Source organism: Thalassolituus sp. UBA2590 (assembly GCF_002339775.1).
In the GTDB taxonomy this organism is placed as follows: domain Bacteria; phylum Pseudomonadota; class Gammaproteobacteria; order Pseudomonadales; family Oceanobacteraceae; genus Thalassolituus.
This window is the reverse complement of record NZ_DDKU01000096.1, coordinates 1-19,246: the sequence shown is the minus strand read 5'-3', so window position 1 is coordinate 19,246 and position 19,246 is coordinate 1. Positions and strand designations below refer to the sequence as shown.

Genomic DNA, 19,246 nt, shown 5'->3' with positions numbered 1-19,246 from the left:
GGCATAGGCTGCACGTCTGGAAGCGTAAGGCGGGGTTCAGCCCATCGGTATCAGCGGTTATCATGACACCTCTGACGTATCTGACCTGAGGTGTTCATGTCCCTTTCCATCCTGCTTATCATTCTTGCCGTGCTCGTGATTATTCCGCTCGCTTGGTACGCGTGGAGTCTAACCCGCAAAGTGCAGGCGATGGAGGAAGAACAGGAACGTGAGGAAGCAGAAGCCGCTATGCAGCTTCGCAAGCATCAGGAAGAGCTGATTTCAGATATCCGCTTTGTCAGCCGCTCTGTATTACAACAACAGTGTGATATCACAGAAGGGGTGCTTCGCCTTGAGTATCTGCTGAAGGGCCTCGACCCGGATGTCTGGCACATGGATGAACTGGCCAGTCTCCGCGCCCACCATACTGCTACACGTTCGATGCCGATTCTCGATGAATACAAAGCCCTGACGCCTAAACAACAGTTCAAAATTGATAAAGAGCGCCTGACTCTGGAACACGATAATCGCTTAACCATTGAGCGCGATCTGAAATGGTTGAGCACGTACTCATTTCCTCAGGTTACTCTTATTCAATAATCCGTAGTAAATGATCCTTTTGACTTGCCCTGGGTCACAGGCTACGCCTTGAACCTTCATAAGCTTTCGTGTCAAAGTCCAGACTAAACGTTAACGAGAACCACTTATGAAACTTCTGACTTCTACCCTGTTAATTCTTGCCGCCCCGCTGAGTTTTGCTGAATGGACACTGAGCCCAGACTCTTCAGTGAAATTTCTGAGTACGAAAAACACCAACATTACCGAAGTTCATGAGTTTACCCAGGTTTCTGGCTCAGTCAGCGATAAGGGTAATGCAGAGATTGCGATTGATCTGACCAGTGTTGAAACCGGCATTGGCATCCGCAACGAACGCATGCAATCCATGCTTTTCAACGTCTCTGACTATGCCACAGCCACAGTTTCTGCTGACCTGCCGGAAACCATGATGCTGGCGCTTAAAAACGGCGAAACCGCAACGTCTTTATTACCGCTGACACTCGAATTGCACGGCGAGAAGAAAGACATTGAAGCGGATGTGCTCGCTACTGCGGCTGCCGACGGTCACGTGATTGTTACCACTCAATCCCCAGTATTAGTGAATGCTGGCGAATTTAAACTGGCAAAAGGTGTCGAAGCGCTGCGCGAAGTTGCAGGTCTGGATCGCATTTCAACCACGGTCCCTGTCACTTTTACGCTGCTGTTTACCGAAAGCCCTGAATAAATATCAGGCTGACGCTGCTGGCAGGAACTGATCCCGGCCGGCCGCTTTTGCTTTGTACAGATACTTATCCAGATGATCGAGCACCTGCTCGACTGACAGATCCTGATGCGGACGTGGCGTGACTGCAATAAAAGCCCCCGACGCCGTCACGGGCACACGCTTGCCCGAGTCATTCAATACCGACATTTCACGAATCGACTCCTGAACCCGGGAAACCACCGCAATTAATTGATCTGGCTGGCAACCAGGCAGAATCAATGCGAACTCCTCTCCGCCGAGGCGTCCGATGTGATCGGTGGGTCGTATGGTCGATTTCAATGTCCGGCATAACGTCTTCAGTACGCGATCACCTGTACCGTGGCCGTGAATATCGTTGACCTTTTTGAAGTGATCGATATCCATCAGCACCATCGCAAATACATGATGCTGCCGCTGCCCTCTGGCCCATTCACGCCGATAAACACGATCAAACCCCCGACGATTTTCAGCGCCAGTGAGTGGATCAGTCAGTGCCATCAGAGCCTGTGCCTCAGACTGCCGTACCATCACCAGACATGCAGCAATCACAGCCGCAAGATGTTGCATAAAGTCGGTCGCCATACCCGCCGTAAATCTGTCTTCACGGGAAGAGAACATGCATAACTGGCCGATATATTCGCCACTGCGCATTAAAGGCAAACGCAGACCCGAACGCCACGGTGGTGGTGTGTCGATAACATCGGCTTTGCTTATGGGTAAGCTGACTTTGAATTCGATCTGATTAAGCAATGCTCCCTGATCGATATCGAGAGACTGGAGCATCGACGCCTTAATTTCTCCATCTGGGTCACAGATGCGCAAACTGACGGCGTCCAGATCAAACTGAGAAGGCAAGGCTTCAAGAAGTAAGGTCAGAAAATCCTGCCAGTTCTGGGCTGACAGCAGTTGCAGTTCAAACGCCTGTAGACGCTGCAGCAGCGCTTCATTGCGGCGGGCGTTTTCGAGTAATTCCGCTAGTTCCAAGGTTTGTCCTCTCCCGTTCCACTCAGTGTAGACGCTGTCCTGATTTTTGCCCGGCATGAGCGAAATTTCTTTGATAGAATGCCGGCAATACTGACTAACCTGCGGACTTCTCTTCAGTGGTTACCTCCACGCCTCATGTTTCCCGAGACAACAGCATCCTGATTTTTGACTCTGGCGCCGGTGGTCTGTCGATACTTCGCGAGGTCCGCAAGAAACTCCCGGTAACGCGCTTTCATTACCTGATGGACACAGCCTGTTTTCCGTACGGTAATCAGAGTGATAGCCTCCTTGAACGCCGAATCCCTGAATTATGCAAGGCAGCAGTCGAGCGCTTCGATCCTGCGGTACTTGTTCTCGCTTGCAACACTGCCAGTACGTTAACCCTGCCATTACTCCGTGAAGTACTCGACATCCCAGTTGTGGGCGTTGTGCCCGCGGTGAGAGTCGCCGCCGGGCATTGCGCGAGTTCGGCTGATACCTCATTCGGTCTTCTCGCGACTCCCGCGACGGTGAAGCGCCCGTACACCGACAACCTCATATCAGACTTCGCTGATGGCTTCGAAGTTCACCGTTTTGGAAGCCCACTGCTGGTCAGTTACGCGGAGCGTGCGATCTCCGGCGAGGACGTCAGTTCAGAACTTGAGGCCCACCTTGGCCCCTGGCTGGAGACATACCCGGACATGAAAGCCATTGTACTTGGCTGTACACACTACCCACTGCTGCGCAACGAGTTAGAACATCTCTGGCCGGATCATCACTGGATTGACTCAGGTGAAGCAATTGCTCGCCAGACCGATAAAATACTCCGTGCTGCAGTCTCAACAAGGTCAGTGAATATCTCAGAAGCAAGGGGTTCGGCGGAAAGCGGTCTGCCTGGAGAAACCGGGAGCCATACATGGTTGCACTGGACCGGAAGACATGAGCCTGATGGCGTCGCTGGCTACCTTTCTGAGCTTGGCGAGCGCGTAAAACGAATGTCATTCGACTGGCCGATAACACAATAAAACTTATACAAGCACAAAACCCTGTATAAGTTTCATCGAATTAAGTACTATTACTTCAAATCTGAATAAGCGACGGAACCAAAATGTCGAAACTAGAATCACTTTACAGTGATGTGTTAACTGAATTAGGCGAAGACGTCTCACGCGAAGGCCTTCTGGATACACCCAAACGAGCTGCGAAAGCGATGCAGTTCCTGACCAGTGGTTACGAGACCAAAATCGATGAAGTAGTCAACGGTGCCGTATTCAGCAGCGATAACGACGAAATGGTTGTAGTAGAGGGCATCGAGTTTTACTCACTGTGTGAGCACCACATGTTGCCATTTATCGGCCGATGCCATATTGGTTACCTGCCAAACGGTAAAGTACTCGGCCTTTCCAAGTTCGCGCGAATTGTTGACATGTTCGGACGTCGACTTCAGATTCAGGAGAACATGACGAAACAGATCGCGGAAGCCGTAGAAGAAGTCACGGGCTGTCGTGGTGTAGGTGTCATCGTTGAAGCCAAGCACATGTGCATGATGATGCGTGGCGTACAGAAACAGAACTCAATGATGCGCACTTCGGTGATGAAGGGTGACTTTCGCGCTAATCAGGCGACCCGTGAAGAATTCATGAGACTCGTCGGCCTCTGATTACAAGCCACCTCACCTGCTGACCCGTCTGATATCGAAAGGCGCCAGGTGCCTTTTCACATGGCTTAAAGTCGTCTAAGGAAGATTATGGAAGCTTTTGCCTGGTGGGTGTGGCCCATCCTCTTATACATCGGCGGCATAGCAGCCGCCGCTGACGCTTTGTGGCAAGGCCGGACCGCGCAGGGAACAGCCGCCTGGGTACTTGCTCTGATATTGATGCCACTGGTAGCCCTTCCCGTTTATCTTCTCTTTGGTAGTCGCCGCTTCAGAGGTTATCGTCGCGCTCGCCGAAAAAAGGACACGCACCTGGCTAAACGTCAGCGACAGATCCGTAAAACTCTGACTGATGCTGTACTGTCGCCTGACACGACCACCCTGCCACTACAGAGACTTTTTCGCGTCCCGATGCTGGATGGCAATGACACTCAGCTACTGATTAACGGACACGATACCTTCAATGCGATTCTGAACACCATAAGAACAGCGCGGCATACCGTCTGCGTGCAGTTTTATACTTTCCGCGACGATGCTCTGGGACAGTGCTTTGCTGATGTACTGTGCCAGAAAGCGGCTGAAGGTGTCAGGGTCTACCTGCTTTATGATGAAATCGGCTCTGGTGGTCTGGATAAGAATTTCATCAGGCAGATGACAGATGCTGGCATAGAAGTATCTCGCTTTAACCCACTCAAACTGCGCAACCGGACCAACATCAACTTCCGCAACCACCGTAAGCTGGTGATTATCGATGATCACACAACCTTCGTGGGCGGCCATAACGTGGGCATCGAGTATCTGGGCAAAGACCCGGAAATTGGCCACTGGCGTGACACGCACATGCGTGTGTCCGGCCCGGTATCGCTGGCGTTTCAGCTATCCTTCTGTGAAGACTGGATGTGGGCGACAGGTGATACTCCGGTACTGCGTTGGGAATCGCCACAGGTGATGGGCAATCGCAAGGTGATGTGCATTAACCCAAGTCCCGCCGATTACTACGACAGCGGCAGCCTGTTCTTTACGCACATGATTAACACAGCTACAGAGCGCTGCTGGATTGTGAGCCCGTATTTCGTTCCGGACCAGAACGTCTATGCTGCGCTTCAACTGGCTGGCCTGCGTGGAGTTGATGTCAGGATTATTCTTCCGGGTATCTCTGATAACTGGATGGTAGCCCAGGCCAATCGCAGCTATGTCGCCTCCTTACAGAAAGCTCAGGTGCAGTTTTACACTTACACACCGGGCTTCCTTCATCAGAAAGTTTTGCTGGTTGACGATGAGTGGTCGTGCGTCAGCAGTGCCAATCTGGATAACCGCTCGCTGCGCATCAACTTCGAAATTGGCGCTCTGATTAAAGACAAAGAGTTCGCTGCTGAAATCGAGGCGATGATGCTTGATGACCTCGACCATTGTCGCCCTACTCACGTCGATCAGCGCTGGTGGAAGCAGCTTCTTGCGCGCCTGCTTCGCCTTATAGCGCCTGTGCTGTAAAACCAATAGCAATAAAAAAAACCGGGCAATCGCCCGGTTTTTTTATTGGTCATGATGGCTGCTCAGAACTTATAGCCGCACGCAACCATAAAGGCGACAGGATCAATCTCGACATCCAGGCCATCCGCAGCGCCACCTTTTACCTCAGTGTCGATATCCACTTTCCAGAGAGAAGCGTTAACCAACCAGTTATCATTGATCATATAATCAACACCGGCGCTGTATGCTAAGCCAAAGCTTGGTTTCAGTCCGTTAGAGCCAAGGCCAGCATCATCCTCTTCGTCAAAGAAGAAGGTGTAGTTTACGCCTAAACCAACATATGGCTGAATCGCAGAGTCCGCGCCCATAGGGTAGTATTGCGCTGATAAAGTAGGCGGAAGGTGTTTCGTAGTCAGAACATCGGCACCGTCGATCGCCCCACCATCACCTTCGGCAGTGTGTTCAAAAGGTGTTGCAGCAAGCAATTCCACACCGAGGTACTGATTGACCATATAAACACCGGTCAGCCCGAGTTGAATATTGCTATCGATATCCAACTCTGAATCTGGCACCAGAGCACTGGTATCGGCGTTGCCATCTTTCGGAATAACATTGATTACGCCAGCTTTAACGATAATATCCCCAGCTTCGTATGCAAATGCGGGAACGGCAGGAAGGAAAGCCATTGATACAGCACCAGCGATCAGGGTTTTCATCAGTTTCATCGCGCACTCCTTATGTCTGTGCAATAGAAAACACAGCCAGAATACGTAAATGACATTGACGTCATTTGATACAAATCAAGAACAAAACAACAACGAACGGTTCACAGGCGCGAAGCACGATCTATGTCAATTTTCGGCGAAGAATGTACGAAACAAGCCAGAGAATATGACCCTGTTGATCTCTGGTCGTCAAAATTTGTTTTCTGGCCTATAGTTACAAAACGAGTATAACTTTCATAATTGCAGGACACAGGACTTGAGTAGCCCGCAGAAACAGACTGATCAGGAATTCGTTCAGAAAAGCCACGTTGGCGTGCGTCTGCTGTCATATCTTCTGGCTTTCAGCTTTATCGTCAGTGTCCTGGCCTCGGGCTTTGTACTCTATTCTGATTACCGCCGCGGTGTCAGCCAATACCGCAGCAACCTCGATCAGATCCACGCCAGTTACCAGGAAAGTATCAGCTACAGCCTCTGGAACTTTGACAACCGCCAGATCGAATCTCAGCTCTCCGGTATCCTCAACTTCCCGGGTGTGGTTTACGTCTACATCGAAAGTCGTGAGAAGCTGGTACAGAGCGCGGGAGATATTTATGCCGCCGCGGACCTTCATTATTCGTTTCCGCTGACGCACCAGAGCGCTTCTCAGGAATACGAGCTCGGTAACCTTTACCTGAATGTGAACTACACCGGCCTCTATGATGATCTCAAGCACAAAGCAGTCACCATCATCGGCACCCAGTTTATAAAGACTTTTTCAGTCTCTATTTTCATCCTTGTTATGGTACGCCTGCTGATTACCCGCCGGTTAGATGTGATGGCCCAGTGGGCACACACCTTCAGCCTGAATAATCTGGATGACCCACTTCAGTTCAACGACCAGCATAAACGATCCGACGAACTCGATATGGTGGCCAACGCAATTAACTGTATGCGAGAAACCCTGCGCAGTGATGCTCAGGAGCGCGAGCAAGCCCGAGAACAACTGGTCGAGACCAAAGAGCAGCTGACAGTCGCAATTGACAACGCGTCGCTGGGCTTTGCGAGATACCTGCCCGAGTCTGACCATCTTCAATGTAACAACCACTTTGCACGGCATCTGGCGACCACGCGCCAGGAGTTGGAGTCCATGCCCAGTGCGATGGAACATATCCGCGATATGGTAAGAGGACTTAAAGGGCCGGAACAGCGCGAAAAAATCAATCAGTTGCTGCTAGGTCGTATTTCACGGCTGCACGGCGAATTTACCATCGCTAACTTCCGCAATGAGAAGTGCTATTTCGATATCACCATGCAAACGCTCCATTTCAGTGAATCGCGCCCTCGTGAAGTTCTGATCTGCATGCTGGATAAAACCCGCGAGCAGTCTGCGACCCGGCGCGCTCATGAATTGGCGGCATCGCTTGAGAATAAAGTCACCGAGCGCACGGAGCAGCTGTACACAGAGCAACAGAAGGCCCGCGAAACAGTAAGGCGCCTCGAGACCCGCCTTGAGCAGAAAGCTGCTCAGATGAATCAGCAGTCAACAAATGAGTTCAAGAAGTGGCTGCTTGCAGAAATGGAAGAGCACTATCCGGAAGGGGCAGACCTCCCGGGCAGAATGCCAGTCCTGCGCGAGTATCTGCGCCATTGCACTAACGAGGGCCAGGGCGCTGTTGATCTGCCGAAGCTCTTCGACGACCTCTTACACGAATCGGAGATTCTTAAGTCAGTTCGAACCGTGACTCAGATGCCATTCTCTTTAGTGATATCAGAACCGGCCGGACTGCTATCATTCCTGATCAGCCTGATTCTCGAACGAGAGCCAATGTTGGAACGTGCAACCCTTCTCAATTCCAGTGCGGAAGTAAAAGGTGCAACGGCACAGGTTCACTTCTCACTGGCACTCCCGGAAGGCACCGACGAAGTAACGCCTCATCCGCACTTTGGTCTGGCTGAATACATCACCACAACCCGCTTCCATGGCGATCTAAACCGCCAGTTAAGCGATGAGAATACGCTCGATATTGATCTTTCGATCGCGCTCTATGATTACTCTGACAAGTCAGTGCATGACGATGATGAAAGCGAAGTCGAAGCCTGATTAATATTCCCCGAATAATAAAACGGCCAGCATTTTCTGGCCGTTTTATTATCGTCAGATCTCACTTACAGAAAAGCAAAGCTCTCCTCATCCATCTGCATCAGAGACTTCGGATCTTTTAGCATCATTTTCCTGTGTGCTTTCGCTCGAGGAAGAAGACGATCATAATAAAATTCTGCGGTCTGAATTTTCGCTTTATGAAAATCGACGTCTTTCCCCTCAGCGATGTTAGTGTAAGCAGCATCCGCCATTTTCGCCCAGAAGAACGCCATCACGATGTAGCACGAGTACATCAGGTAATCGACTGACGCAGCACCTACCATGTCGCGGTCTTTTCGTGCTTTGAACGCAATACGGAAAGTGTTCAGACGCCAGGCAATCATCGCCCGCTTCAGCTGCTTGATGAACGGCTTCATCTCTTTGGTATTTTTGTGGTTCTTAATGAACTGGTTTACCACAGCGCGGAAATCATCGAATGACTTCATACGGCCCAGCAGGATCTTACGACCCAGCAGGTCGAGTGCCTGAACGCCTGTAGTACCTTCGTACAGCTTGGCAATCTGAGTATCACGGATGATCTGCTCCATGCCCCATTCTTTAATAAAGCCGTGACCACCGTATACCTGAACACCGTGGTTCGCCGCTTCGTAACCAAGTTCTGTCAGACCCGCTTTCATGATTGGCGTCAGGAAGCCCAGTTTGTCGTCCCAGTCCTCGTAGCCTTTCATATCGCCTGCAGCATGTGAGGCCATCATTTTGTCTGCCAGCGTCGCTGCATAATACAGCATGGCACGACCGCCTTCGGCGATGGCTTTCTGAGTCAGCAGCATACGACGTACGTCCGGGTGAACGATCAGTGCATCAGCCACTTTGTCCGGACTCTTCTTACCGCTCAGGGAGCGCATTGAACGACGCTCTTTGGCATATGGCAGTGCGCCCTGGAACGACAGTTCAGCCGCACCGATACCCTGAATAGAAGTACCCAGACGAGCCGTGTTCATGAAGGTGAACATGCAGTGCAGGCCCTTATTCTCAGGGCCGATCAGGAAGCCTTTAGAACCGTCGAAGTTCATGACACAGGTAGACGAACCGTGAATACCCATTTTGTGCTCGATAGAACCGCAGGTCACGTTGTTCGTCTCGCCATCACTACCATCGTCGTTCACATTCAGCTTAGGCACGATAAACAGCGAGATACCTTTTGTGCCTGCAGGCGCATCAGGAAGACGGGCAAGTACGATATGAATAATGTTGTCGGTAAAGTCGTGTTCACCCGAAGAAATAAAAATCTTAGTCCCGGTGATGTTGTAGCTACCATCAGCATTCTTTCAGCGGCAGCCAGAAGCAGCGATTGGCCGCGATGACCAACAGAGGGTGTCACACTGGTAAGTCCGGGGGGTTCTGCGGGTGTTATTGAGATAGGTCAAGAAACAAAACGGCCCCTGCATGAGGGGCCGTTTCTATTTTCAGCAAATTGCAACAAAGTACCGAGCGGAATTAAGCCGGCTCAGCTTCTTTGTTCTTAGCAGCTTCTTCGTCTTTCAGCTCACGACGGAGAATCTTACCAACCGGAGTCATTGGCAGTTCATCGCGGAACTCAATGTACTTAGGCTGTTTGTAACCGGTCAGATTTTCACGGCAGTGAGCTTTGATGTCATCCGCAGTGAGGTTCTTGTCGGTAGAGATAATGAACAGTTTCACTGCTTCACCACTCTTCGCATCCGGAATACCGATCGCGGCACAGTTCTCAACAGCAGGATGCGCTGCCACAACTTCTTCAATTTCGTTTGGATAAACGTTGAAGCCAGATACCAGGATCATGTCTTTGATACGGTCAACGATCTTCACGAAACCATCGTCATCGATAACAGCAACGTCACCGGTCTTCAGCCATTCGCCGTCTTCAGTGAAAGAGTCAGCGGTCGCTTCAGGACGGTTCCAGTAACCTTTCATTACCTGAGGACCCTTAACGCACAGCTCACCGCGCTCGCCCTGAGGCACTTCGTTACCCTGATCGTCGATACACTTCAGTGACGTGCCCGGAACAGCTTGGCCCACAGTACCAAGACGCTCAAGACCAGCCGCTGGGTTAACCGCAACAATTGGCGAACATTCAGTCAGACCATAACCTTCTGAGATACCGCAACCTGTGGTTTCTTTCCAACGCTTGGCAGTGTCATCCATCAGAGCAGTACCGCCTGACAGAGTCAGGTTCAGGTGCTCGAAGTTACACTCTTTAAATTCAGGGTGGTTCAACAGCCCGACAAACAGTGTGTTCAGACCAACAAAACCGTCCAGACGATGAGGCTTGATCATTTTAATGAACATGCCTGGGTCACGAGGGTTCGCGATCAGGATGCTGTGATCACCAGAATCCAGCATCGCCATCAGGTGAACAGTGAAAGAGTATATGTGGTACAGAGGCAGCGGAGCTACTACGGTAGCGCCGTCGGCTGGTTTCAGTGGCTTACCGTTATCATCAACCTGTGCCATGTTGGCGCGCGCCTGCAGCATGTTCGCAATCAGGTTCAGGTTGGTCAGCTCAGCGCCCTTCGCAACACCTGTAGTACCACCGGTGTACTGCAGAACGATAGTACTGTCGTGACCAGTGATGTGGTTCTTCTTATAGGCACCCGCAGACTTACCCAGGCTCAGCGCTTTACGGAAACGCACAGCGGTTGGCAACGAGTAATCCGGGATCATTTTCTTGATGTATTTAGCAGCAGCATTGATCAGCTGACGCTTAGGGAATGGCAGCATGTCTGCAAGGCTGGTCACAATAACGTGCTTCAGGCCCGTTTCTGGCAGGATGCTCTGAACCGACTTAGCGAACATGTCCATGCACACCAGGGCTTTAGCGCCTGAGTCGTTGAACTGATGAAGCATCTCGCGTTCGGTGTACAGCGGGTTCGTGTTCACAAGAATCATACCGGCACGAAGAACGCCGTATACCGCAATCGGACACTGCATAATGTTCGGCATCTGAACCGCGACACGATCGCCTGGCTGCAGGGTAGTATGGTTCTGTAGATAGGATGCGAATGCAGCACTGTACTCGTCGATTTCACGATAGGTCAGAGTGTAGCCTACGCTGGTGAATGCTTTGCGGTCAGCGTATCGCTTGAACGCACTGTCAATGCATTCAACAACCGAATCGTATTCATTCACATTGATGGTATCAACGATACCGGGCGCACGTTTGCCGTCCCAGAAAGACGCATCCATAGGTTTTTCCCCTGTTTATTTGATCGTTTTTAACGCGCCCAGACTATGAAGCAAAGCGAGTTTGAGCGAAAGTGATATTCGTGACATCATTTTGGTCATTTACCGCCACACATTGTATCAGGTTTACCATGCCCGGACGTCAGGATATATCCGCAGTTCACCCGCTGTTTACTAACGAGTACCTGATCCCCTTGCTGGAGCTGCTGGCTAACCGAGGGATAAGCCCGGCACAGCTGGTCGCAAATACCCGCCTTTCGCCACGGGCGCTCGGACAACCCGGCACACATATCTCAGCGCGTGAGTATGACCAGATCGTACGCAACGCCTATCGCCTGTCAAACGATCCCCTGCTGGGGCTGGAGCATGGGCGAAGAATGAGCATCGCAAGCCATGGCTTTCTCGGTTTTGCGGTGATGGCGAGCGAAACTCTGGGCGAGGGTCTCTCGTTGGCGGTACGTTACGCAGGCACCCGTACCGGGTTGGCGCGCATTCGATTTCGTCAGGGGCAGGATGAATGCGCTCTGGAGATTATCAGAGCTGCCGCCCTGCCCGACTCCTACCCTTTTATTGCTCACAACATTCTATCGACGCTGGTAACAATTGCGCGTTTTTTGACCCGCAATAGTGACATCCTGGCTCCAATCATCAGACTGGTCGAGTCAGCACAGCGACCAGTGGCTTTCTATGAACAACTGTTAGGCTGCGACGTCGAATTTAACTGTGATCAGTATGAACTTGTATTACCCAAAGCAGCTCTGAGCCTCGAGGTATCTACAGCGAACAGCGTTGCTCGTCATAGCGCGGAGCAGGAATGCGAGCGGCTACTGGCGGAAGCGCCGGGTGAGCACATCGATCTTGCGTCACGCGTCCGTACGCTACTGATCAGTTACGGCAGCGGCCTGTCACTAGAAGATGTTGCAGAGCGCCTGCGTATCAGCGCCCGATCCCTCAACCGGCAACTGGCACAGCTCAACACCAGTTTCCGAAAAATGGTTGAAGAAGTAAGACGTGAACAGGCCACAAGACTGCTTGGCAACTCGAGCATGAAGGTTTCAGAAATCGCTGAACAATTGGGTTACACAGACACATCAAACTTCGTGAGGGCGTTTCGGAAATGGATGGGAATCACACCATTAAATTACCGAAAACTGACCAAACATGTGTCCTGAGTCACAATATTTCCAACCATAGTTTCACAACACCTGTATAATAACGATAACTTTGAGGCGCTGATTGTCCATACGAAAGTGGAAGAAACGAGCGTCCAAAAAGCACAGGCTGCGGCCTCATAACAAAAGAATAATTAACATGTCTCACGTACACTTTCAGCCCGGCAAACGCCCGGTATATCAGGAATTATCTGGAGAAGTGACCCGTTTCTTCAGAGAGAAAGGAATCAGGAAAACCGGCGATGACCGCCTCCATAACAAAGCCATTTTTATTGCTCTGTTGTACGTTGGAAGCTATCTGCTCATCTATGGCCTCTCTGGCTCAATGCATTACATCGCGTGGGCGCTGCATGGTGTAGCTACAGCATTGGTGGGCTTCAACATCATGCACGACGGTGCGCATGAATCTTTCAGCGCTTCACGCAAGGTCAATCGCCTGATGGCGATGTCCTTCAACCTCGTTGGTAGTAATCGTTACTACTGGGCACAGAAGCACAATCGCAATCACCACGCCTTTACCAATGTCGATGAGGCGGACGAGGATATCGACGCGCTCGGACTGTTCCGGATGAGCCCTCATCAACCGCATCGCCCGTTTCACAAATATCAGCATTTTTATGTCTGGTTCCTGTACCTGATTACCAGTCTGTTCTGGTTCTTTGCGTTGGATTTTAAAGCCTATGGCAGCCAGAAAATTGCCCGCAGGGATTATTCGCACCGCATGAAGTTCGCTGACCATGTGGAGTTCTGGGCATCGAAATCCATCTACGTGACCCTGTATCTGCTTATTCCAATGGCTGCTTTGGGAGCTGGCCCAGCACTGCTCGGTTTTCTTCTGATGCACGCTTTTCTGGGCTTCCTGTTCGCCGTTATCTTCCAATTGGCACATGTCGTAGATAAAGCTGAATTCCCCCGCCCGGACGAACGTGGTGTATTACCGGATGAGTGGGCCGTACATCAGATGCGTACTACGGTAGACTTCGCCACGGACAGTCGTTTTCTGACCTGGGCTCTCGGAGGACTGAATTTTCAGGCAGAACATCACCTGTTCCCACGTGTGAGCCATGTGCATTACGCTGAGCTGCACCCTATGGTTGAAAAGAAAGCAGCAGAACTGGGCTATGAACTGCGCTCGTACCCAACGATTTGGGCAGCCATTAAAGGCCATTATCGCCACATGAAAGCGCTTTCCGTGCCTGCAGCGCCAGCGCGCACGATTACCGTGGATGAGACAAACGAGATAGAGTGTACGGCTGATGCGGAGGAGCTCAGAGTTTCGTGATCCATCACACTCCTGAGACGTTTAAACAAACCGTTTTATAGAGAAATAATCGAGCAACAGAAGCCGGTTGCCGCTAGCAAAAGTCGAGTTTTTTCCGGATGCCCTGCATACCTTCCTTCAAAAGTCAGAGCGGAAGATTCAGACAGGACAAAATAACCGGATACGCTCGATTCACTGCCACGCCAACCAGCGGATGTCAGGCCGTCCTGATTCTCCCGTCAGGTCGTCACCACGCTTACCGACAACTACAAAAACAAACAGGTACCTGGCGGCCCTATGCACCAAAGGCTTGAGCAACACATAAAGCAACACCTCGGAGAAGAGGCGAGCCTGCCCGAAAACTTTCAGGCGCTGCTCCGGGACGTTGACCGAACATACGAATTACTGGATCAACAGCGGTCCGACCTCATGGAAACGCTTGAGCAGAGTGCGCGTACCATGCTGGAGCGGAACGCTACCCTGACCCGCAACCTTGAATCCCAACGAAAGTCACAACAGGAACTGAGTCAGTCCTACGAGGTACTCAATGCCACGCTCAATGCGTCAAACGAAGGCATTCTTGTTGTCGACAAGGATGATCATGTCGTAGCGTTCAACGACCGCTACGTAGAGTTGCTCCGCACCTCACGGGACGAAGTCATTTCTCGGTCGGGCACCGACCTGTTCCACTACTCCTGCTCCTTGTTCAGCGATAAAACGAAGCTGCATAGTCAACTGGCGGCGATTCGTGATCCCGGTAAATCGTCGTTCGATGAATACAAGTTTCATGACGGAACAACACTGGAGATATACGGACATCACCATGAAGTTGCCGGCTTTATATGGATGATCCGCGATATTACGGAAGTCCGTGAAAAAGAAGCGACCATCAGTTACCAGGCGTACCATGACAGCCTGACCGGCTTGCCAAACCGCGTACACCTGCAGCAGAAACTGTCTGAGGCCATTGAAGAAGCCACAGATACACACAAGCGCTTTGCTCTTTGCTATCTGGATCTGGATGGTTTTAAAACCATCAACGACAGCCTTGGTCATAGTACCGGGGACGAGTTGCTCATTGAGGTCGCCCAACGCCTTCAGGGAGTATTGCGCCCAGGAGACACACTGGCCCGTGTTGGTGGTGACGAATTTATCGTACTGTTCAACCACGTCGAGCACCACGATGAAGTACTGGAGTCCGCAGAGCATCTTCTGCTTCGCTTGTGTGATCCGATTCGCCTCGGACGCAGAGAGTTCGTCATTGGCGCCTCTATGGGTATAGCCATCTACCCTACCGATGGCGAAGAAGTCGGCATTCTTATGCGTAATGCCGACATCGCCATGTACCGTGCAAAAGCAAATGGTAAAAATTGCTACCATCTGTTTACGCCATCGCTGGAACGTATTGCCGTTCAGCGTATGTCCCTTGAGACCAGTCTGCGCAAGGCTCTGGAAAGCAACGCACTGGAGTTATATTACCAACCTAAGGTGTGCCTCCACGATATACGACCGGGGATGTCAACTGGCCACCTCCACAGCTTTGAGGCGTTACTGCGTTGGCCAAAGTCTAACGGTGAGTTCGTATCACCAGAGAGCTTCATCCATATCGCAGAAGATGCGGGCATGATCGGCCGGATTGGTTTCTGGATTCTTGAGCAAGCATGCATCCAGGCAAAAGAGTGGTACCAGCAAGGCTACCAGGCCAACATCAGCATCAATATTTCCCCAAGACAGTTCCTGATTCCGAATTTTCATCTGGATATCGTCCGCACGATTAAAGAAATAGGCATACCAACCTCGCTGATTTCAGTTGAGATCACTGAAAGCCTGCTGATGCAGGACCTCACTCATGCCCGCCACGTCCTCGAGTATTTCAGAGAACATGGCATATTTATTTACCTTGACGACTTCGGCACCGGCTTTTCATCACTCAATTATCTGAAGAACTTACCCGTCGACGCCATCAAGATCGACCGGACGTTTGTGAAGGACCTGAGCACGAGCACTGCCGATCAGGCCATTGCCGCTTCGATCATTACGTTAGGCAAAAACCTCGATATGCTGATTGTGGCTGAAGGAATTGAGACCGCTGAGCAAGCTGATTTTCTGATCCGCAACGGCTGTGATCTCGCACAAGGGTTCTATTATGGTCACCCAGTGAGTGCCTCAGACGCCGAGCAGTTCCTGCACCCCGACGACTTATTGCACTGCAATATTGCACACCGACCGGCGGCGAAGTAAATTCGCCGCCTGACTAATCGATTTATATCTGGAGTCCGCCGTGGAATACCCGTCTTTTGTTGCGATTGATGCCAGCTCATACGAAGACAGCGCACACCCCGTCGCAATCGCCTGGTCTCTGGCGGACGGCACCGTCAAGACAACTCTGATTCAACCGGACGATGACTGGGACGATTGGGATTTCGCACTCGAAGACCTGCATGGTATTTCTCAGGACACTCTCTATCAGATGGGAGAAACCGGCTGGTCCGTTATCCGCGAGCTGGAAGCAGACCTTGATCAGCCGTTTCTGCTAGCCGACCACGCAGAGCGCTGCGAGCTTCTTCTTGAAAAGCTCTATGATGCCTACGGCAAAGAGTCATCCATTGAGATCGGCGCCTGCCAGGCAGAGCCTGGCCTCGACATGCTCGGAGAGTGGTACGAAGACACCAACTTCTGGCATCAGCCATGCGATGAGCGTATACGTTTACTGTTGTTCAAATGGAACGAATCAAAAGATCATTAATGATCACTAAATTGCATAAATTAACACCAGTATATCATTAACGATATTTTAAATTGAAAACTTCCTGAAGGACGATTCAATAGAGGCGGCCCAATCCTCCGGGACGCCTGCCTCCTGGGCGAACCTTCTCCAGTCTCGGACAGCCTCTCCCACCTCGCTAATCAACTCTTTAACCTGTCGCTCCCGAATGTCCGCTGCTTTACCGCATTCGATGAGGTCATCAAGGGCAAAATGATCCCGCTTGCCGTTGACAGACATCTGGTGAGTAGAAGTCCAGTCCCCATCAGGGTTGTAGGCATAAGTTACATCATAAGCGGGCGCCAGAGACCACACCCCCTGACGGTTCATGAGAAAGCCAATATTCTTCGTATGATCATCCTGATTACGTATCATCAGATTAAGCAGCATTCGCCGGAACTGCTGCTCTTGAGCAACGCGTGCCTGACTCTTCACAACCTGACGAATCACACGAAAGCACTGCTCGTAAGAATACCCGCCTGCCACATTAAAATCGTAATGAGCAATACCACAGAGCGTTTGCATATGAAGCTTCTTGCCAGTTTCAGACCGGTCAAACCGCTGGGTCAGAAAGTGCGCACGACCGTTTTCTTCAAGTAAGCGACTTGGCATCATCTCGATGCCCGCAGCCTGTGCCATCAAATAGCATGCATATTCAATGCGGGTATAACCTTGTGGGTCTGCCAATTCTTTATCACGATTCGCCGCAACGCCATCGAATTTGAGCAAATAATGCTGAAAGCCCGCTTCTGTATCACACTGCCCGGAACGCACCTCTCCGGTCTGCTCGTTCCAGGCGATGACGGCTTTTGCACGTGCACCACCCGCCGACGTTCCCACTGCAATAATCTGGTTCAACGCCTGAGCGTCTTCTTCGCCTTCAATAATTTCTACCGCAAGGCCCTGCTTCTGATTCAGGGCTTTATTCGCCAGCGACACCAACTCGGACAACTCGACTGGCGTTCCAGCGCCTACATGGCCTCGCGTCGCCGGAGCAAACTCCAGTGCCCCCATGCCTCGTTGCCCAATGTAGAGCAGACGTTCAACAGGATTGAATGACCCCGGATCACGCCCTTGTGCCACCAGCCACTGATCAATCAGGAGATTACCGAACTTGTCCGGCAGGGCATCAGCCAACATTCCCGGCAAGCCCTTAAAGGTCTCATGAGCTAGCTGCGGAAAACTGAAACGCCCCGCTCTTAACGGCATATGCAGTGGTGCCAACTCAATGCCCGAGCGTAGAAATTCAGGAGCATATTCGAACACGCCGAGCTGACGCACACTGTTCCATTGAACAGCGCCTATTGTGCGTCCCCAAAGCTGCACTTCCGCCAGGCTGATCATTCGTCATCGCCCCACGACCAGCTTGCATCATCTGCCGATGACGATTCAGGTCTTGCCCTCTGACGTATGGGCGCCTCCCGATAAATCCCGGCACCGTTCTCTCGGAGGCTCGCTATCGGGCTGACATCAGGCTCACGAATCAATGCATCCAACAGGTGCACAAGCCCGAGGGCGCGTAAAACAGCGATAAGATTAAGCAGACTCAGATTGCCCTCTCCGCCCTCAAAACGCCGCAGTGTGGCCACTCCCACCCCAGCGAGATCAGCCAGCGCCTGCTGTGTAACGTTACGCTGGAGACGCTCACTCCGGAGCCGCCCGGCCAACTTTGCCAGAATCTGCTGATCTGACAGTGGATCAAGATCATACTCACTCATTTATGACCTCCTAAACAACATTAATATATATAATTAATCATGAATGATCCTTAAAGTAAAAAGTATTTATACTATGCAAGCTCCACCAATCGCAGTAGAGTACGCACCTTTCTTCTCCCGTACACAAAGCTCGAGAATCCAGGCATGGCACTGAAAGCCACCATCTACAAAGCTGAACTGATGATCTCTGACATGGATCGCGACTACTATGCGACCCACACCCTGACGATCGCCCAACATCCCTCAGAAACCATACTGAGAATGATGACCCGCATCGCGGTATTCGCGTTGAATGCACACGAACGTCTGGAATTTACCCGAGGCATCAGCACAGATGACGAGCCTGATCTCTGGCAGCGCACATACAGCGATGAGACGGAGCTTTGGATTGAACTGGGCCAGCCTGATGAAAAACGTCTACGAAAGGCGTGTAATAAAGCACAGTCAGTCAAACTGTACGGCTATCAGGGCAATGCATTTGATGTCTGGTGGAAACAGCATGAAAATAAAATTCATGCATACCCAAAGCTGAGCGTAATTAAGCTCGCCGACGATGCCTGCACTCAGCTAGAGTCACTATGCACCCGCACCATGCGACTGCAAGCGACGATCCAGGACGGCACCATGTGGCTAGGAAATGACGAGCAGTCCATCGAATTTACGCCTGAGACACTCTTTGGTGGAGACCAGTCATGAGTAGCTTCCGCAGCCTGTTGCACGACACTAACATTCTGAAACGGCTGGCATCGTTGGGATACGCTGAACCTACCCCGATTCAGGAGGCCGCAATCCCTCATATCCTGGCGGGAACCGAACTGATGGCCGCAGCGCCAACCGGTACAGGCAAGACTGCAGCGTTTATGCTTCCGCTTCTGCAATTACGCAGCGAGCCCCCACGCACAGAAGAAGAAGGTTATCGCTACCCGCGAGTACTTATT

Annotated in this window: 17 protein-coding genes and 1 pseudogene; 12 read left to right on the top strand and 6 right to left on the bottom strand. The window is 51.3% G+C overall.

All coding sequences use genetic code 11. The features are described from left to right. Nucleotides 1–96 precede the first annotated feature (96 nt). Both B2067_RS08860 and B2067_RS08855 read left to right on the top strand, forming a co-directional pair. Nucleotides 97–579 carry a DUF2489 domain-containing protein gene (locus B2067_RS08860; RefSeq protein WP_068439508.1) on the top strand — a complete coding sequence of 161 codons (483 nt, stop codon included), beginning with the start codon at nucleotides 97–99 and terminating at the stop codon, nucleotides 577–579. 106 nt (nucleotides 580–685) lie between these two features. Continuing rightward, complete coding sequence (locus B2067_RS08855; RefSeq protein ID WP_301388168.1) at nucleotides 686–1,261, top strand: YceI family protein; 576 nt, start codon at nucleotides 686–688, stop codon at nucleotides 1,259–1,261. A gap of 3 nt (nucleotides 1,262–1,264) precedes the next feature. On the opposite strand, the gene B2067_RS08850 is transcribed toward B2067_RS08855, so the two are convergent. Beyond that, the gene (locus tag B2067_RS08850) at nucleotides 1,265–2,263 is read right to left on the bottom strand and encodes a DUF484 family protein (protein WP_301388167.1); all 999 of its coding nucleotides are present in this window, start codon (nucleotides 2,261–2,263) and stop codon (nucleotides 1,265–1,267) included. 116 nt (nucleotides 2,264–2,379) lie between these two features. Between B2067_RS08850 and murI the strand changes: the two genes are divergently transcribed. From murI to cls, 3 genes are all read left to right on the top strand, one after another. Then, entirely contained in the window at nucleotides 2,380–3,267 is an 888-nt protein-coding gene (gene murI, locus B2067_RS08845) for a glutamate racemase (protein ID WP_301388166.1), read from the top strand. Between the two features lie 83 nt (nucleotides 3,268–3,350). Further along, entirely contained in the window at nucleotides 3,351–3,902 is a 552-nt protein-coding gene (folE, locus tag B2067_RS08840) for a GTP cyclohydrolase I FolE (RefSeq protein WP_068436502.1), read from the top strand. Nucleotides 3,903–3,989: 87 nt separating this feature from the next. Then, a complete protein-coding gene (cls, locus tag B2067_RS08835; protein ID WP_301388165.1) occupies nucleotides 3,990–5,387 on the top strand; it encodes a cardiolipin synthase in 1,398 nt (465 codons plus the stop codon). Nucleotides 5,388–5,449: 62 nt separating this feature from the next. Here the strand turns inward: cls and B2067_RS08830 are convergent, their stop codons facing one another. Further along, nucleotides 5,450–6,091 carry an OmpW/AlkL family protein gene (locus tag B2067_RS08830; RefSeq protein WP_301377329.1) on the bottom strand — a complete coding sequence of 214 codons (642 nt, stop codon included), beginning with the start codon at nucleotides 6,089–6,091 and terminating at the stop codon, nucleotides 5,450–5,452. 256 nt (nucleotides 6,092–6,347) lie between these two features. Between B2067_RS08830 and B2067_RS08825 the strand changes: the two genes are divergently transcribed. After that, on the top strand, nucleotides 6,348–8,171 hold the full coding sequence (locus tag B2067_RS08825) for a hypothetical protein (RefSeq protein ID WP_301388163.1): 1,824 nt from the start codon (nucleotides 6,348–6,350) through the stop codon (nucleotides 8,169–8,171). A gap of 65 nt (nucleotides 8,172–8,236) precedes the next feature. Here the strand turns inward: B2067_RS08825 and B2067_RS08820 are convergent. Then, nucleotides 8,237–9,493: pseudogene (locus tag B2067_RS08820) on the bottom strand (acyl-CoA dehydrogenase C-terminal domain-containing protein); the annotation flags it as partial. A 175-nt stretch (nucleotides 9,494–9,668) separates the two neighbouring features. Then, entirely contained in the window at nucleotides 9,669–11,396 is a 1,728-nt protein-coding gene (locus B2067_RS08815) for an AMP-binding protein (protein ID WP_297531946.1), read from the bottom strand. 128 nt (nucleotides 11,397–11,524) lie between these two features. Between B2067_RS08815 and B2067_RS08810 the strand changes: the two genes are divergently transcribed. The 4 genes from B2067_RS08810 to B2067_RS08795 all read left to right on the top strand — a co-directional run bounded on the left by B2067_RS08810 (nucleotide 11,525) and on the right by B2067_RS08795 (nucleotide 16,572). Next, nucleotides 11,525–12,565: an AraC family transcriptional regulator gene (locus B2067_RS08810; RefSeq protein ID WP_301388162.1), complete on the top strand. Its 1,041-nt coding sequence runs from the start codon at nucleotides 11,525–11,527 to the stop codon at nucleotides 12,563–12,565. Nucleotides 12,566–12,704: 139 nt separating this feature from the next. Continuing rightward, a complete protein-coding gene (locus tag B2067_RS08805; RefSeq protein ID WP_297531950.1) occupies nucleotides 12,705–13,847 on the top strand; it encodes a fatty acid desaturase family protein in 1,143 nt (380 codons plus the stop codon). 276 nt (nucleotides 13,848–14,123) lie between these two features. Next, the gene (locus tag B2067_RS08800; RefSeq protein WP_068439529.1) at nucleotides 14,124–16,067 is read left to right on the top strand and encodes a putative bifunctional diguanylate cyclase/phosphodiesterase; all 1,944 of its coding nucleotides are present in this window, start codon (nucleotides 14,124–14,126) and stop codon (nucleotides 16,065–16,067) included. Nucleotides 16,068–16,107: 40 nt separating this feature from the next. Further along, nucleotides 16,108–16,572 carry a hypothetical protein gene (locus B2067_RS08795; protein ID WP_301388158.1) on the top strand — a complete coding sequence of 155 codons (465 nt, stop codon included), beginning with the start codon at nucleotides 16,108–16,110 and terminating at the stop codon, nucleotides 16,570–16,572. Nucleotides 16,573–16,620: 48 nt separating this feature from the next. Here B2067_RS08795 and B2067_RS08790 read toward each other — a convergent pair whose 3' ends face one another. Beyond that, the gene (locus B2067_RS08790; protein WP_301388157.1) at nucleotides 16,621–17,934 is read right to left on the bottom strand and encodes a type II toxin-antitoxin system HipA family toxin; all 1,314 of its coding nucleotides are present in this window, start codon (nucleotides 17,932–17,934) and stop codon (nucleotides 16,621–16,623) included. Further along, on the bottom strand, nucleotides 17,931–18,308 hold the full coding sequence (locus B2067_RS08785; protein WP_068439534.1) for a helix-turn-helix domain-containing protein: 378 nt from the start codon (nucleotides 18,306–18,308) through the stop codon (nucleotides 17,931–17,933). The genes B2067_RS08790 and B2067_RS08785 overlap by 4 nt, the downstream gene beginning before the upstream one ends. Nucleotides 18,309–18,452: 144 nt before the next feature. Here B2067_RS08785 and B2067_RS08780 point away from each other — a divergent pair, with 144 nt between their 5' ends. Beyond that, on the top strand, nucleotides 18,453–19,004 hold the full coding sequence (locus B2067_RS08780) for a YaeQ family protein (RefSeq protein ID WP_068439536.1): 552 nt from the start codon (nucleotides 18,453–18,455) through the stop codon (nucleotides 19,002–19,004). After that, nucleotides 19,001–19,246: DEAD/DEAH box helicase (locus B2067_RS08775; RefSeq protein WP_301388155.1), on the top strand; the 246-nt coding region annotated here is incomplete at its 3' end. The genes B2067_RS08780 and B2067_RS08775, both read left to right, overlap by 4 nt.

What these genes read in the sequence shown, in the direction of transcription:
- B2067_RS08860 (WP_068439508.1), top strand. Translation starts at nt 97, where the DNA reads ATGTCCCTTTCCATCCTGCTTATCATTCTTGCCGTGCTCGTGATTATT.
- B2067_RS08855 (WP_301388168.1), top strand. Translation starts at nt 686, where the DNA reads ATGAAACTTCTGACTTCTACCCTGTTAATTCTTGCCGCCCCGCTGAGT.
- folE (WP_068436502.1), top strand. Translation starts at nt 3,351, where the DNA reads ATGTCGAAACTAGAATCACTTTACAGTGATGTGTTAACTGAATTAGGC.
- cls (WP_301388165.1), top strand. Translation starts at nt 3,990, where the DNA reads ATGGAAGCTTTTGCCTGGTGGGTGTGGCCCATCCTCTTATACATCGGC.
- B2067_RS08830 (WP_301377329.1), bottom strand. Translation starts at nt 6,091, where the DNA reads ATGAAACTGATGAAAACCCTGATCGCTGGTGCTGTATCAATGGCTTTC.
- B2067_RS08815 (WP_297531946.1), bottom strand. Translation starts at nt 11,396, where the DNA reads ATGGATGCGTCTTTCTGGGACGGCAAACGTGCGCCCGGTATCGTTGAT.
- B2067_RS08810 (WP_301388162.1), top strand. Translation starts at nt 11,525, where the DNA reads ATGCCCGGACGTCAGGATATATCCGCAGTTCACCCGCTGTTTACTAAC.
- B2067_RS08805 (WP_297531950.1), top strand. Translation starts at nt 12,705, where the DNA reads ATGTCTCACGTACACTTTCAGCCCGGCAAACGCCCGGTATATCAGGAA.
- B2067_RS08800 (WP_068439529.1), top strand. Translation starts at nt 14,124, where the DNA reads ATGCACCAAAGGCTTGAGCAACACATAAAGCAACACCTCGGAGAAGAG.
- B2067_RS08790 (WP_301388157.1), bottom strand. Translation starts at nt 17,934, where the DNA reads ATGATCAGCCTGGCGGAAGTGCAGCTTTGGGGACGCACAATAGGCGCT.
- B2067_RS08785 (WP_068439534.1), bottom strand. Translation starts at nt 18,308, where the DNA reads ATGAGTGAGTATGATCTTGATCCACTGTCAGATCAGCAGATTCTGGCA.
- B2067_RS08780 (WP_068439536.1), top strand. Translation starts at nt 18,453, where the DNA reads ATGGCACTGAAAGCCACCATCTACAAAGCTGAACTGATGATCTCTGAC.